This window comes from Brevundimonas subvibrioides (assembly GCF_027271155.1).
GTDB lineage: Bacteria > Pseudomonadota > Alphaproteobacteria > Caulobacterales > Caulobacteraceae > Brevundimonas > Brevundimonas subvibrioides_D.
In genome coordinates, this window is sequence record NZ_CP114542.1 from 657,634 (window position 1) to 672,029 (window position 14,396).

The 14,396-nt window shown below is 67.5% G+C and carries 14 protein-coding genes; 6 read left to right on the top strand and 8 right to left on the bottom strand.

Going from position 1 to position 14,396, the window contains the following annotated elements; translation table 11 throughout:
• Positions 1-5: 5 nt before the first annotated feature.
• From O3139_RS03250 to O3139_RS03265, 4 genes are all read right to left on the bottom strand, one after another.
• Positions 6-824 (bottom strand): phosphatase PAP2 family protein, encoded by an 819-nt coding sequence (locus O3139_RS03250; RefSeq protein ID WP_269515477.1) that lies wholly within the window; start codon positions 822-824, stop codon positions 6-8.
• Positions 821-1,321, bottom strand: coding sequence for a hypothetical protein (locus O3139_RS03255; RefSeq protein WP_269515478.1), 501 nt, complete (start codon positions 1,319-1,321; stop codon positions 821-823). Before O3139_RS03255 ends, O3139_RS03250 begins: the two co-directional genes overlap by 4 nt.
• Before the next feature lie 68 nt (positions 1,322-1,389).
• Positions 1,390-1,656 (bottom strand): ribonuclease, encoded by a 267-nt coding sequence (locus tag O3139_RS03260; RefSeq protein WP_269515479.1) that lies wholly within the window; start codon positions 1,654-1,656, stop codon positions 1,390-1,392.
• Positions 1,657-1,717: 61 nt separating this feature from the next.
• Positions 1,718-2,770, bottom strand: a complete 1,053-nt coding sequence (locus tag O3139_RS03265; RefSeq protein WP_420022333.1) for a 1,9-bis(guanidino)-5-aza-nonane synthase — start codon at positions 2,768-2,770, stop codon at positions 1,718-1,720.
• 140 nt (positions 2,771-2,910) lie between these two features.
• On the opposite strand from O3139_RS03265, the gene O3139_RS03270 reads away from it, so the two are divergent.
• Positions 2,911-4,089 carry an AAA family ATPase gene (locus O3139_RS03270; RefSeq protein ID WP_269515481.1) on the top strand — a complete coding sequence of 393 codons (1,179 nt, stop codon included), beginning with the start codon at positions 2,911-2,913 and terminating at the stop codon, positions 4,087-4,089.
• On the opposite strand, the gene O3139_RS03275 is transcribed toward O3139_RS03270, so the two are convergent.
• Positions 4,086-5,351, bottom strand: a complete 1,266-nt coding sequence (locus O3139_RS03275; protein ID WP_269515482.1) for a type III PLP-dependent enzyme — start codon at positions 5,349-5,351, stop codon at positions 4,086-4,088. The genes O3139_RS03270 and O3139_RS03275 overlap by 4 nt on opposite strands.
• A 303-nt stretch (positions 5,352-5,654) precedes the next feature.
• On the opposite strand from O3139_RS03275, the gene phnC reads away from it, so the two are divergent.
• The 4 genes from phnC to O3139_RS03295 are packed head-to-tail and all read left to right on the top strand — an operon-like array spanning position 5,655 to position 9,383.
• On the top strand, positions 5,655-6,464 hold the full coding sequence (phnC, locus tag O3139_RS03280) for a phosphonate ABC transporter ATP-binding protein (protein ID WP_269515483.1): 810 nt from the start codon (positions 5,655-5,657) through the stop codon (positions 6,462-6,464).
• Complete coding sequence (gene phnD, locus O3139_RS03285) at positions 6,461-7,471, top strand: phosphate/phosphite/phosphonate ABC transporter substrate-binding protein (protein WP_269515484.1); 1,011 nt, start codon at positions 6,461-6,463, stop codon at positions 7,469-7,471. Before phnC ends, phnD begins: the two co-directional genes overlap by 4 nt.
• A complete protein-coding gene (gene phnE / locus O3139_RS03290; protein WP_420022334.1) occupies positions 7,468-8,274 on the top strand; it encodes a phosphonate ABC transporter, permease protein PhnE in 807 nt (268 codons plus the stop codon). Before phnD ends, phnE begins: the two co-directional genes overlap by 4 nt.
• Positions 8,275-8,309: 35 nt before the next feature.
• Positions 8,310-9,383, top strand: coding sequence for a substrate-binding domain-containing protein (locus tag O3139_RS03295; RefSeq protein WP_269515485.1), 1,074 nt, complete (start codon positions 8,310-8,312; stop codon positions 9,381-9,383).
• A 3-nt stretch (positions 9,384-9,386) separates the two neighbouring features.
• Here O3139_RS03295 and O3139_RS03300 read toward each other — a convergent pair whose 3' ends face one another.
• The 3 genes from O3139_RS03300 to O3139_RS03310 all read right to left on the bottom strand — a co-directional run bounded on the left by O3139_RS03300 (position 9,387) and on the right by O3139_RS03310 (position 11,149).
• The gene (locus O3139_RS03300) at positions 9,387-10,472 is read right to left on the bottom strand and encodes a glycosyltransferase family 4 protein (protein ID WP_269515486.1); all 1,086 of its coding nucleotides are present in this window, start codon (positions 10,470-10,472) and stop codon (positions 9,387-9,389) included.
• A gap of 95 nt (positions 10,473-10,567) precedes the next feature.
• On the bottom strand, positions 10,568-10,789 hold the full coding sequence (locus O3139_RS03305) for a type II toxin-antitoxin system YafQ family toxin (RefSeq protein ID WP_269515487.1): 222 nt from the start codon (positions 10,787-10,789) through the stop codon (positions 10,568-10,570).
• Positions 10,790-10,876: 87 nt separating this feature from the next.
• Positions 10,877-11,149, bottom strand: a complete 273-nt coding sequence (locus O3139_RS03310) for a type II toxin-antitoxin system RelB/DinJ family antitoxin (protein ID WP_269515488.1) — start codon at positions 11,147-11,149, stop codon at positions 10,877-10,879.
• A 99-nt stretch (positions 11,150-11,248) separates the two neighbouring features.
• On the opposite strand from O3139_RS03310, the gene putA reads away from it, so the two are divergent.
• On the top strand, positions 11,249-14,389 hold the full coding sequence (putA, locus tag O3139_RS03315; RefSeq protein ID WP_269515489.1) for a bifunctional proline dehydrogenase/L-glutamate gamma-semialdehyde dehydrogenase PutA: 3,141 nt from the start codon (positions 11,249-11,251) through the stop codon (positions 14,387-14,389).
• The last annotated feature ends 7 nt before the right edge of the window (positions 14,390-14,396 follow it).

The window sequence follows — 14,396 nt, forward strand, 5'->3', positions numbered from 1 at the left end:
GGCGGTCAGGGCAGGGGCGTGGCCAAGGCCAGCCGCTCGGCCGCGCAGGCGGGGCTGGTCAGGCCGGTGGCGCGCGCGCGATCCAGATCGGCCCGGGCGGCGTCAATGGCGGGCGCGAAGGCCGGATCGGTGGCCTCGGCCGCGACGACGGCGATCCCCAGGGCCCGGCCCGCTTCCACGTCCGACGGGTAGTGCATGGCGCAGACCAGGCGACTGATCCCGATCTGGCGGCCCATCTCGCGCGCCTCGGCGGCGCGTTCCGGGGCCAGCCGGGCGAACACCTCGCCATAGGCCGCACCCACCGACGCGCTACCGGAGGGGTAGGAGGCGCTGGCGCGTCCGGCTGCGGAGACGACCTGACAGGACCGGCGCCCGGCATCGACACCGACGGGCCGCGGCCGGAACGCGCGAGCCTTGCCCAGTTCCGCCGCGGCATTGGCATCGACCAGCACCCGGTCCAGCAGGGCGACCAGCGACGGGGTCGCCTCGGCCGTCAGTTGCGCGCCGACGACGCAATCGAAATGGGCGACGGCGATCGCGGGGCGCAGCTCGGCGTGGCGCGTGGCCAGGGTCCAGCGGTCGGTATCTTCCAGCGCCCGCAGCCGTTCGGAGGCCGCCGCATCGGCCAGGGCCCCGGGCGATCCCTCGGCGGGCGGCGGTGGCACGGCATCGACCAGGGTCTGCAGCGCGCCCGACCCGAGAAACCCTGCGGGGGTGGCGGCGGTCACCCGCATCGCCGACGGGGCCTGGGCCGCGCAGGCCCCCCCGAGGCCGCTGAGTGCGATGACGGCGGCGACGACGCACCGGTTCGCGTACCGGTTCACCCGCCGGCGCTCCAGCTCAGCTGCACCGACGTCTGGCCCCCTTCGACGGGCGATGCGACCACCTGCAGGTTCGCCCCCGCATCGGCCTTGGCCGCGCCATAGGACCGGGCGTCACCCATGTTCATCGCCATGACCGACGACAGGCCCGCCGCCTCGGCCCGGGCGCGATAGAATTCGACGACGGTCGCGGGGTCCGCGTCGGTGCGGAAGGCCACCAGCCCGCCGGGGCCGGCCGCGCTCGTGGCGACCGTGGGCGGTGCCTCGATCTCTCCGCCGGGATACAGGACGGCAAAGGCCGGTGCCCCCTCGACAATCGGCCGGGCTGCGGGGGAGGCGGTATCGTCGGGGGGTGTCATCGGGGTTTCCGACGCGACCGTCGCCGTCGGGGCCGCTGCGGGCGGTGCCTCTACGGTCGCCGTTGAATCGGCCGCCGTCCGGTCACAGCCCGCCAGTCCGACCGCGCCCGCCATCCATGCGACCGCTACAATACGCTTCATCCCGGGACGTCCTGAAAGACTTTTCGTTGCGGTTACCGTGACCTATCGGTGCGGCGACAGCAAGGCGATCAGCCCCTGACGGGATCGGTCTCGTCGTCGCGTTTGCTCCCGGCCCGTCCCTCCTCGGCCATGGTGCGATCCACGGACGCCTGATCCGGGTCGTCGTCCGAACCGCTCGCGGCTCCGCCCTCCAGTGAACCCGCGCGCGTATCCGATCCCATGCCGCTGCCGGACAGGGCCTCGATCAGGGCATCGGGCGTCCGACCCAGATCGGGGTGCTCGCCCGATGCCTCCGCTTCGATGGCTTCACGGGTGGTGGGGGTCTTGTCGGTCATGGGGTGATCTCCTTCGACACCGGGGGAAAGCGTCGCCATCCCCCCGGTTCCGAATGCGCCCCTACTTCCCGAACAGCTTGGCCCAGCGGCGCTTGTCGCGTGCCTTCCAGGCACCCCGGTGCCAGGCGTCCGAGCCGATCAGCGGCACGACCGTGGTGGCCTCGGCGAACACCATCTGTTCGTGGGTGGTCTGGACCTTGCCCCACGACGCCGCTTCCTTCAGCGTCGAGGACGAGCAGGCTCCGTCGCGGACGTCGGCGACCGTGATCTGGACCGCATAGCGGTGCATCTCGGCCTCGATGCCCAGGATCTCGGCGCAGACGACCGTGTCCTGGGCGAAATTCTTGGGCACACCCCCGCCGACCATGAACAGGCCGGTGACGCCCGCCGCGATCTTGATGTCGGTCAGTTCGCGGAAGTCGGCGACCGCGTCGATCATCAGATAGGGCTTGCCCTCCGCGATCCGCTCCTTCTGGTGCTTGACCAGACCGAAGCCGGCCGAGGAGTCCACGAAAGCCGGGCAGAAGATCGGCACGCCCTCTTCATAGGCGGTCTGGATCAGCGAGCCCTCTTTCTTGGCGTTCCCTTCCGACAGCCACTTGCCCATCTCCCAGATGAACTCGCGGCTGGAATAGCCGCGCGGCTCCAGCCGGTTGCAGATCTCCAGGATGGTGTGGTCGCAGGCCTGGAGCTCTTCCTCGTCGATATAGGTGTCGTAGATCCGGTCGATGTAGTTGTCGCGCAGGACGTTGTCGTCCACCTCGCCGGCGGCCTGGTAGTGTTTGAAGCCCAGGGCCTCGAAGAAATCCATGTCGACGATGGAGGCACCCGTGGCCACCACGGCGTCGATCATGCCGAACTTCACCATGTCGCGGTACACGTGCATGCAGCCGCCGGCCGAGGTCGAGCCGGCCAGGATCAGCCAGGGCGAGCAGTCCTTGTCTTCCAGCGCCATGTTGAAGATGTCGGCCGCGCGGGCCGTGTCGCGCGAGCTGAACGACATCTTGCGCATCGAATCGATGATCGGCCGCGCGTCGAAGCTGGTGATGTCGACATGCTCGACGACGTTCTGCAGCAGCTCGGCCTTGGTGTTCTTCTGAACGGGAGCGTTCATTGCAAGGGTTTCCCTTTGGTTTGAGCGCCCGTCGGATTGACACATCCAGCCTCGGGACGGAGCGACCGGGCCGTTGCGTTTCTAGGAAAGTTAGCGCAGTTTATCAAGCCAGAAGATAAACAGTAGTAAGAAGCCTAAAAATGGATCCCGTCCGGAACCCGTTCGTCCCTGGAGCCGGTTCTCCACCGCCGGCTTTGGCCGGACGAGCCGACATCCTCGAGCAGGCACGGATTACCCTGGCGCGCGTCGCCCAGAGCCGGTCGGCCAAGAGTTTGATGCTGGTGGGGCTTCGCGGCGTCGGTAAGACGGTGCTCCTGAACCGTGTCCACGAGATGGCCGAAGCCGAAGGTTATCAGGCCCTGATGATCGAGACTCCCGAGACCAAGCGTCTCGCGTCCCTGCTCGTTCCGCCGCTTCGCAGTCTGTTGTTCCGGCTGGACCGCCTTGAAAACATCAGTGAGCAGGTCAAGCGGGCCATGCGGGTGCTGAAGAGTTTCGCAGGCGCGGTGAGCCTCAAATACGGCGAGGTCGAGATCGGGCTGGATATCGACCCGGAACGCGGCACCGCCGACAGCGGCGACATCGAGTCCGACTTGGCGGAACTGTTCGTGGCTGTGGCTGAGGCGGCGAAATCGCGCGGCACGGCGGTCGCGATCATCATCGACGAGTTGCAGTATCTCACCGAGGACGAGTTGAGCGCCATCATCATGGCCCTTCATCGCGTTTCGCAAAGGCAGCTCCCGCTGGTTCTGATCGGCGCGGGTCTGCCCCAGCTCGTCGGCCTTGCCGGACGATCGAAATCCTATGCAGAGCGGCTGTTCGATTATCCGGTGGTGGGTGCGCTGTCCCGTCTGGACGCGATCCTGGCCCTCGCCGAGCCGATGCGCCGGGAGGATGCCGAGTTTGAAGCAGACGCGCTTGAGGAGATCATTCGTCTGACCCAGGGCTATCCCTACTTTCTTCAGGAGTGGGGCTACCACGCCTGGAACCTGTCCGCCGATCGCCTGATCACTGAAGAAGACATTCATCGCGCAACACGCGCAGCCATCGCCAACCTGGACCAAAGTTTCTTCCGTGTCCGCCTGGACCGGCTGACGCCGAGGGAAAAGGCATATCTCCGCGCAATGGCCGAGCTTGGCCCTGGTCCGCACCGGTCGGGCGATATTGCCGAGAAAATGGGCTCGGCGGTCGCTTCGGTCGCCCCACTCCGAGGCGGCCTGATCAAAAAGGGCATGATCTACAGCCCGACCCACGGGGACACAGCTTTCACCGTGCCCCTGTTCGATCAGTTCATGCGACGAACCATGCCGGGCGTTTAGCGACGTGCCTTCTTGCGTTGACCCGCCTTGCCCTTGGGACGTGACAGCCGCACGACCTTCCTGGCCTGCTCTTCCGCCGTGGTGCGCACGGTCGGGATGGAGCGGGGGGCCAGGCCGTACAGTGAGGCCATCGGGGCGTCCTCGACCGCGGCGAGATCGTGCTCGCCATAGCCGTTGAAGCCGGTCGACATGGCCACGCCATAGGCGCCCAGCATGCCGATCTCGATGAAGTCGCCTTCACGGATGTCGGCCGGCAGCCAGAACGGACCCGGCATGTGGTCGATCGAATCGCAGGTCGGGCCATAGAACTGGAACGGCTTCAGATCGGCCGAGGCCTCGCCGTCCCGGACCAGCTTGGTCGGGAAGGGCCAGCGCGAGTGCGTCGCATCGAACAGCGAGCCATAGGACCCGTCGTTCAGATACAGGGCGTCGCCCTTGCGCAGGTCCACGCGGGCCAGGATCGACGAGGATTCGGCGACCAGCGCCCGGCCGGGCTCGCACCACAGCTCGGTCGTTTCCGACACGGGCATGTCGTTGAAGCCGCGATGGATGGCGTCGGCGTATTCACTCATGTCCGGCGGGACCATGCCCGGATAGACGGACGGGAAGCCGCCGCCGATGTCGACGATGTCTACGATCACGCCCGCGCGCAGGATGGCACGACCGACCTGGGCCATGGCGGCCTGATAGGCGGTCGGGCGCATGCACTGCGACCCGACGTGGAAGCAGACGCCCATCAGCCCGTCCTTGACCGCCCGGCGCGTGGCCAGCAGCAGGGCCGGAGCCTGATCGGTGGAGACGCCGAACTTGCCCGACAGCGAATAGGCCGCGCCGTCGGCCGAGACCGCCATGCGCACGAGCAGGTTCAGATCGCTCGCCCCGCCGGTGGCGTCGAGGATCTTCTGCAACTCGTCCTCGCAGTCGAGCGAGAAGGTGCGGACGCCGTGGTCGAAATAGGCCCGGGTGATCGCGGACCGGCTCTTGACCGGATGCATGAAGGCGATGCGCGCGTCGGGATCGACGGAGCGCACGAGTTCGATCTCGGCGATCGAAGCCGCATCATAGCCTTTGACGCCGGCATCCCGCAGGGTCTCGATGACCCAGCGCGAAGGGTTTGCCTTCACGGCATAGAAGACGTCAGCCTTGAGATTATCCTGGAACCAGCGCGCCGCTACGGAAACCGAACGCGGCCGCACGAGTGCGACTGGACGTTCAGGGGACCGCTCGCGGACCAGGTCCAGGGGAAATTGATACGTGCGCAATTCACGTAAACCCCTGTAATTGTTAAACCCAGCCGGCGTTAGCAGCGCAAACGTGTAGACCTACGGGGTCCGCCGGAAGGCGCGATGTAGGGTCACGGGACTGTCATGTAAAGAGGTTTTTTTGTGGCAGGATGTCGCTGACGATCCGCTGCTCCGAACCCGGATTGTCTTTGATTTCAACGTCGCATCTCCGTCGACGCCGTCATGCTGGACGACGGTGCGATCCCCGTGGCATGAAGACTTGCCGGACCGCGTCGCTCGCGGCATTCGGCGCCTGTTTCCACAGCCGCCGTCAGCGAGTTCATGAGTTCATCCGCCGTCAGCTCCGCGCCCGGCCTCGTAGTGGTCCGCGACGTGTCCAAGACCTTCGGGGTCCGCAAGGCGCTGGACGGTGTCAGTGTATCCGTCGCCGCTGGAGAGATGGTCGCCCTGATCGGTCCGTCCGGATCGGGCAAGTCGACCCTGCTCCGCTCCATCACCGGCATGCAGTCGATCGACGCCGGCAAGGGCCAGATCGATGTCTTCGGCGTTTGCGTGCAGAAGAACGGTCGCCTCACCGGGGCCGTCCGCGCCGCACGTCAGAAGGTCGGCATGATCTTCCAGCAGTTCAACCTGGTCGGTCGGCTCACCCTGTTCTCCAATGTCATGCTGGGCGCGCTCGGCCGCCTGCCGGCCTGGCAGGGTATCCTCGGTGCCTGGCCGTCCGCCGACAAGGACAAGGCCATGGCGGCCCTGCACCGCGTCGGCGTCTCGGACTATGCCGCCCAGCGCGCCAACACCCTGTCGGGCGGCCAGCAGCAGCGCGGCGCCATCGCCCGGGCCCTGGTCCAGGGCGCCAAAGGCATCCTGGCCGACGAACCCGTCGCCTCTCTCGACCCCGTCTCGGCCCGCAAGGTGATGGAACTACTGGTCGAGCTGAACCGGCGCGATGGCCTCGGCGTCATCGTCACCCTGCACCAGGTCGACTATGCCATCCGGTACTGCGACCGGGTCATCGCCCTGAAGGCCGGCAAGATCGTCTATGACGGACCCTCGACCGGCCTCGACACCCCCACCCTCATCGACATCTACGGTCCCGAGTTCGAGGACGCGTTCTGGGAAACCAAGGCATGAGCATCGCCCGCATCACCCGTCGTCTCGGGATCATGGCCGCCTCGGCCGTCCTGCTGGGTCTGTCCGCCTGCGGCAACGGCGACGACTCCGCGACGGGGGCTGCGCCGACCGAAATCGACTTCGCCATCCTGTCGGCAGAAAGCCAGGCCTCGGCCGGCCCCCTGTGGCAGCCGTTGCTGGATGACATGTCGAAGGCCATCGGCGTCCCGGTCAAACCCTTCTTCGGCTCCAACTACACCGTCCTGGTCGAGGCCATGAAGGGCAACCAGACCCAGGTCGCCTGGCTGTCGGCCAAGCCCTCGGTCGAGGCCATCGACCGCGCCGACGCCGAGGTCATCGCCCGCACGGTCAACAAGGAAGGCGCCGACAGCTATCGCTCCACCCTGATCGTCAAGGCGGGCTCGGGCATCACGCTGCAACAGGTCCTGGCCTGCGGAAAGCGGTTCAACTTCGGCATCGGCGACGCCGTGTCGACTTCGGGCACGCTGGCCCCCATGACCTTCCTGTTCAATGCGCAGACCCCGCCGATTGACCCGGCGGTGTGTTTCAAGACGGTCCGGTCCGCCAATCACCAGGCCAATGCCTTCGCCGTGGCGACCGGCGTGGTGGATGTGGCCACCTCCAACACTGTCAACACCGTCTTCCTGACGCGCGAGAATCCGCAGATCGCCGCCCAGATCCAGGAAATCTGGCAGTCCCCGCCGATCCCGGAATCCGGCATCGTCCTGCGATCGGACCTGGATCCCGCCATCAAGGAAAAGATCCGCAGCTTCTTCCTGACCTATGGCCAGGGCGAGGGCGTGGAGGCCGATCGTCAGCGTCAGGTCCTGGCGGGCCTGGAGTATTCGCAGTTCCGCGCCGCCGACAACAGCTACCTCAATCCGGTCCGGGAGATGATCGCCGATCAGCAGCTTTCCGACGCCCGCAGGTCGGGTGATGCGGCGGGGGTGGCAACCGCCCAGGCTGAACTGCAACGTCTGCGCTCGTTGCGCGAGGTCCAGCCTTGAGCGTCACGCCGGCCGCCGTCATTCCGAACGCCCCGTCCAGATCTCTTGGCGCGTGGGGGCTCGACGTCCTGGTCTGGGGCGGCGTGGCGGCCGTCCTCATCTACAGCTTCGGCGACGTCGATCTGAAGAATGTGACCCGCTTGTTCGCCAACAACGAGGCGACCCGAAGTTTTGCACTCGAGCTCCTTCGACCCGATTTCACGGACTGGAAGCTGTTCGTCGAAAAGATGTGGGAAACGGTCCAGATCGCCCTGTGGGGCACGTTCCTGGCCGTGTTTGCGGCTGTGCCGATGGGTCTTGCGGCGGCCCGCAACGTGTCGCCGATATGGGTGGTGACGCCGGTGCGTCTGGTGATGAACCTGCTGCGTTCGGTGCCGGATCTGGTCATCGGCCTTCTGTTCGTGGTCGCGGTGGGTCTGGGACCGCTGCCCGGCGTTCTGGCCATTGCGCTGAACACGGCCGGCGTCCTCGCCAAGCTGTTTTCCGAAGCCGTCGAGTCGATCGACAAGGGTCCGGTCGAGGGCGTGCGGGCGACCGGGGCGACCGGTCTGCACGAGATCGTCTGGGGCATTATTCCCCAGGTGGCGCCGCTCTGGACCTCGTTCGCCCTTTATCGCTTCGAATCGAACAGCCGGTCCGCGACGATCCTGGGCGTGATCGGGGCCGGGGGCATCGGCCAGCTTCTGTATGACCGGATGAACGGTTTCCGGTTCAACGAGGTCTCGGCCATCGTGGTCGTCGTGGTCATCGCGGTGACCCTGATCGACATGCTGTCACAGGCCATGCGCAAACGTCTGCTTTAAGCGTCGCAGATTCGTCGCTTCGAAAGACTGTGCTGATGTCGACCACCCTGCCTCGCCGCCTCTCCGTCACCGTTGCCGCGGTGCTGGCGCTGTCCGTCGCCGCCTGCGGCCAGGGCGGTCCCCAGACTGCGCGCGACGGTATCTGGGCGGCCGGATCGTCCACCGTCTTCCCGTTCGCCACCCGGGTGGCGGAGAATTTCGCCCGGAACAATCCCGATGCCTCGGCCCCGCGCGTGGAAGCGCTAGGCACCGGCGGCGGCATTCAGGCCTTCTGTCAGGGTGTCGGTCCCTCGACGCCCGACATCGCCAACGCCTCGCGCCCGATGAAGAAGTCGGAGTTCGACAAATGCGCCGAGAACGGCGTCACCGAGATCGTCGAACTGCGCATCGGCTATGACGGCATCGTCATCGCCACCTCGCGCACCGGCAACAGCTTCAATTTCGAATTGAACGACCTGTACGAGGGCCTGGCCAAGGAAGTTCCGGGCCCGAACGGCACCTTCGTCCTGAACCCGGCCCGCACCTGGGACCAGGTCAACCCCGGCCTGCCGGGTCAGCGGATCCAGGTCTATGGCCCGCCGCCCACCTCAGGCACCCGCGACGCCTTTCTGGAACTCGGCATGACGCCGGGGGCCAAACTGGTCCCGGCGGCCGCCGCCGTCGAAGCCGGGGACAAGGACCGGTTCGAAAGCCTGGCCCATACGGTGCGCGAGGATGGGGCCTGGATCGACTCGGGCGAGAACGACAACGCCATCCTCCAGACCCTGACCCGCACCCCCGGCTCGCTGGGCGTGTTCGGCTTTTCCTTCCTGGAGCAGAACCTGGACACGGTGAAGGCCGAGACCATCGACGGCGTCTATCCGACCGCCGCCGCCATCGCCGATGGCTCCTATCCACTGGCCCGCAGCCTCTTCATCTATGTGAAGAAGGCCCATATCGGCGTGACGCCCGGCCTGCAGGAGTTCCTGATCGAGTTCACGTCCGAGGCAGCGGTGGGGCAGGGCGGCTATCTGCAGGATCGCGGTCTGGTGCCCCTGCCGGAATCCGAATTGGTGGCCCAGCGCGGGATCGCCACGGCCCTGACGCCGATGGCGCGTCCGGCGAAATAGGCCTCAGGCCGCCGCGCGACGACGGACCCGCGCGATCCGCCTCAGCCGCCGCCAGAACCGCCCGCGCTGCGGCTCCGGATAGGGTTCCAGATTCTGCACGAACTGCTCGGCCGAGGCGCGCCAGCTGAAGGTCTCGGCATAGGCGCGGACCACGTCGCGGTCGCACTCCAGCGCCTTCATGCAGGCCACCTTCAGATCCTCGTCGATCGCCCCGGCGTTCGATCCGGGGATCAGGTCGATCGGCCCGTGGGCCGGATAGGCGGCGACCGGCGTGCCGGCGGCCATGGCCTCCAGGATGACCAGACCGAAGGTGTCGGTCCAGCTGGGGAAGACGAAGACGTCCGCATCCCGGAAACAGCGCGCCAGCTCCTCGCCGAACCGCGCCCCCAGGAACCGGGCCTCCGGATAGCGGGTTTCCAGATCGGCGCGCGCCGGCCCGTCGCCGACGATGATCTTGGTGCCCGGCAGGTCGGTCTCCAGGAAGGCCTCGATATTCTTCTCGACCGCCACCCGTCCGACGTTCAGCCAGAACGGCCGCGCCCATTGCTTGCCGCCCAGACTGTCGAAGATCCGCTCCAGATCGGGCCGGAACTGTTCGGTGTCCACGCCCCGGGTCCAGGGCGAGATGTTCTTGAACCCGTGCTCTTCCAGCTCGGCCTTCAGCGTTGGCGTGGCCACCATCAGCCGTCCCGACGGCTTGTGGAACCACTTCATATAGGCATAGCCGACCTGCACCGGCACCGGGAAGCGCGCGGAGATATATTCAGGGAATTTCGTATGATAGCTGGTGGTGAAGGGCAGTTTCCACTCCACGCAGATGCGTCGCGTGGCGATGCCGATCGGCCCTTCGGTGGCGATATGGACGGCTTCCGGCTCGATGGCCCTCAGCCGCTCGCGGATTTCCTCTTCCGCGCCCAGGGCCAGGCGAATCTCCGGATAGGTGGGGGCCGGAATGGTGCGGAACTGGCTGGGCTCGATGACCTCGATCTCATGGCCCATCGCGCGGCACTCGGCCACTGTGCGGGTCAGGGTACGGACGACGCCGTTGACCTGGGGCTCCCAGGCGTCAGTGGCCAGAACGATGCGCATGGGTGGGCGGTGGCTCGTGCCGAGTTAACAAGGCAGAAACCTCTAGCGGCTTGCGGGCCGGAAGGCGAGATGGATCACCGCGCGGCCTTCGCGGCCTATTCATTGAAGAGATCGGCGTGGGTTCCGATGCGCGTGAAAACGATCTTGCCGGATTTGCCTACGGTGTCATCGACTTCATAAATCAACAGGCAATCGCCGCCGATGTGACACTCTCGATAGCCAAGCCACCGGCCCTTGAGAGGATGGTCCTTCCATTCGGGTCCCAAAGGGGCGTCGTTGGCAATCAGTGCCAGCACGACACCCTTGAGACGCCGCATATCCTAGCGCCCGGACCCCGACAGACGATCCCAATCCTTGGAGAAGGTCCTGGCAAAATCGCAGGCGCGGGGTTGGCCGCCCGTTTGTCAGTCTTCGCCATCGAGGGCCCGGAACATGGCTTTCGCGTCGGCGAAGCCGGGCTCGCCGCTCCTCATCAACGCCTCCGTCTCCGCCATCGCCTCGAGGGTCGTGGCATTGGGAACCTTGAGTTCCAGCGGGAAGGCCTGATCCGCCACGATGCGGTGGTACAGCAACCTCACGGCGTCGGCCGCCGACAGCCCGATGGCGGCCAGGGCGGCATTGCCCCGGGCCTTGAGGTCTTTGTCCATCCGGACGTGCAGCATCGCGGTCGCGGCCATGACCATCTCCTGTATCTCAAATGAGAGACATAATCCCGGCGTCGCGTGGCGGCAATCGGGTCGGTGGCGCCGACCATTTGATCGGGGTAAGAGCCCGCCATGCACGCACACGTCACGCCCCCGGTCGCGCTCTCGCAGGACTGGGACACCCTGGACCACGGCAAGTTCGCCGACGAGCCGACGCGCATCGCCGCCCTGCTGGCCACCGCGCCCCTGACCGGCTCTGACCGTGCCGCCGTCGTCGCCGACGCCGTGGCCCTGGTCGAGCACGCGCGTCGCAGCCAGAAGAAGCAGGGCGTGGTCGAAAGCTTCCTGCAGGAGTTCAGCCTCGGCACCCGCGAGGGTCTGGCCCTGATGTGTCTGGCCGAGGCCCTGCTGCGCACCCCCGACGAGGACACCCGCGACCGCCTGATCGCCGAGAAGATCGGTTCCGCCGACTGGGCCAGCCATCTGGGCCAGTCCGACAGCCTGTTCGTCAACGCCTCCACCTGGGGGCTGATGCTGACCGGGCGGCTGGTCGATGCCGACGAACAGGCCAAGACCGACCTGCCGGGCTTTCTCACTCGCGTCGCCGGCCGTCTGGGCGAGCCGGTGATCCGTCAGGCCGTCGCCGCCGCCGTCCGCATCATGGGCGAACAGTTCGTCGTCGGCCGCACCATCGAGGCGGCCCTGAAGCGCGCGAACCGCGAGGGCTGGCTGTGCAGCTTCGACATGCTGGGCGAGGGGGCCCGCACGGCCGCCGACGCCGAACGCTATGAAACCATCTATGCCGACGCCATCACCGCCGTCGGGCGGACGGCGAAGGGGCAGGGGCCGGAAGTCGGCCACGGCGTCTCGGTCAAGCTGTCGGCCCTGTCGCCCCGCTATGAGGCCACGCACGAGGACCGCGTCTGGACCGAGCTCTATCCCCGCATCCTGCGTCTGGCCCGGATCGCGGCGGCCGCCGACATCAACTTCACCATGGATGCGGAGGAGGCCGACCGCCTGGCCCTGTCGCTGAAGCTGCTGGACCGGCTGGCGCACGAACCGTCGCTGGGCAGCTGGACCGGCCTGGGTCTGGCCGTCCAGGCCTATCAGAAGCGCGGACCCGAGGTCATCGCCCGCGTCGCCGACCTCGCCCGGACCTCCGGCCGTCGCCTGATGGTCCGTCTGGTCAAGGGTGCCTACTGGGACACCGAGATCAAGCGCGCCCAGGTCATGGGCCGCACCGACTATCCGGTCTTCACCACCAAGGCCGCGACCGACCTGAACTACCTCGTCTGCGCCCGCGCCATGATCGAGGCGGCCCCGCATCTCTATGCCCAGTTCGCCACCCACAACGCCCACTCCCTGGCCGCCGTCCACCGCATGGCCCGGGACGCCGGTGTGAAGATCGAGTTCCAGCGCCTGCACGGCATGGGCGAGGCCCTGTATGAGGCCGCCGCCGATACCTTCGGCACCGCTGGACAGCAGATGACCGTCCGCGCCTACGCCCCCGTTGGCGGCCATGAGGATCTGCTGCCCTATCTGGTCCGTCGCCTGCTGGAGAACGGCGCCAACTCGTCGTTCGTGCACGCCCTGCTGGACGAGCGGGTGCCCGCCTCCGCCGTCGCCGCTGACCCCGTCGCCGTAGTCGAGGCCCACCCCGACCGCCACGCGAAAATCCCGACCCCCAAGGACATGTATATGGACCGCCAGAACTCGCTCGGCCGCGACTACTCGCAAAAGGCGGACCGCGATCGCCATGCGGCCGCCCTGGCCCGCGTCGACGCCGAACGCTTCCTGTCCGGCCCCCTGATCGAGGGCGCCCTGGCGGCGGGCGAGAACCCCCGTGACGTCACCAATCCCTACGACCGGTCCCGGGTCATCGGCCGGGTGTCGGAGGCCACGACCGGCGATATCGACCATGCCGTCGAGCGGGCCGGGCGCGCCCAGGTCGCCTGGGACCGGTCGGGCGGCACCCGCCGCGCCCCGGTGCTGCGCGCCATGGCCGATGCGCTGGAGGCTGACCTCGACCGCCTGGTCGCCCTGCTGTCGCGCGAGGCCGGCAAGACCCTGAACGACGGCGTGGCCGAGGTGCGGGAGGCGGCCGACTTCTGCCGCTACTATGCCCTGCTGGCCGAACGGGACTTCGGCGGCCCGACGACCCTGACCGGCCCGGTCGGCGAAACGAACAGACTGGTCCTGCACGGCCGCGGCGTCTTCGCCGCCATCAGCCCGTGGAACTTCCCGCTGGCCATCTTCACCGGCCAGATCGCCGCGGCCCTGGCCGCCGGCAACGCGGTCCTCGCCAAGCCCGCCGAACAGACCCCGCTGATCGCGGCCGAGGCCGTGCGCCTGTATCACAGGGCGGGTCTGAACCCCGACCTTCTGGCCCTCGTCCCCGGCCGGGGCGAGACGGTCGGCGCGGCGCTCGTCAGCCACCCCGGCATCGACGGCGTTGCCTTCACCGGCGGCACCGATACGGCCAGCGCCATCAACCGCGCCATCGCCGCCCGGTCCGGCCCGATCATCCCTTTCATCGCCGAGACGGGCGGGCTGAACGGCATGTTCGTCGACACCACGGCGCTGCGAGAACAGGTCATCGACGACGTCATCGGCTCCGCCTTCGGCAGCGCCGGCCAGCGCTGCTCGGCCCTGCGCATCCTCTATGCGCCCCGGGATTCCGCCGACAGTCTGATCGAGGGGCTGAAGGGCGCGCTGGCGGCCCAGGTCCTGGGCGACCCCGCCGATCCGTCCACGGACATCGGCCCCGTCATCGACACCGAGAGCCGCCAGGCGCTGGAGGCCCACATCGTCCGCCTGTCGAAAGAGGCGAAGATCCTCGCCCGCGCCACCCTGCCGTCGGGCACCGAACGCGGCGACCTGTTCGCCCCCACCATCGCCGAGATTCCGTCCCCGGACTATCTGGAACGCGAGGTCTTCGGCCCCATCCTGCACATCTACCGCTACGACCCCGCCGAGCTGAAATCCGTCGCGGGCAGGTTGGCCGCGCGCGGCTACGGCCTGACCCTGGGCATCCACAGCCGCATCGAGGCCTTCGCCGAGGAAGTCACCGCCCTCGTCCCCGCCGGCAACGTCTACATCAACCGCGGCATCACCGGCGCCGTGGTCGGCGTCCAGCCCTTCGGCGGCGAGGGCCTGTCGGGCACCGGCCCGAAGGCGGGCGGGCCCAACAGCCTGATCCGCTATGCGTCAGAAAAGGCGATCTCGAACAACATCTCGGCCCAGGGCGGGGACCCGGCGCTGTTGAATTTGTAGGAAGTTA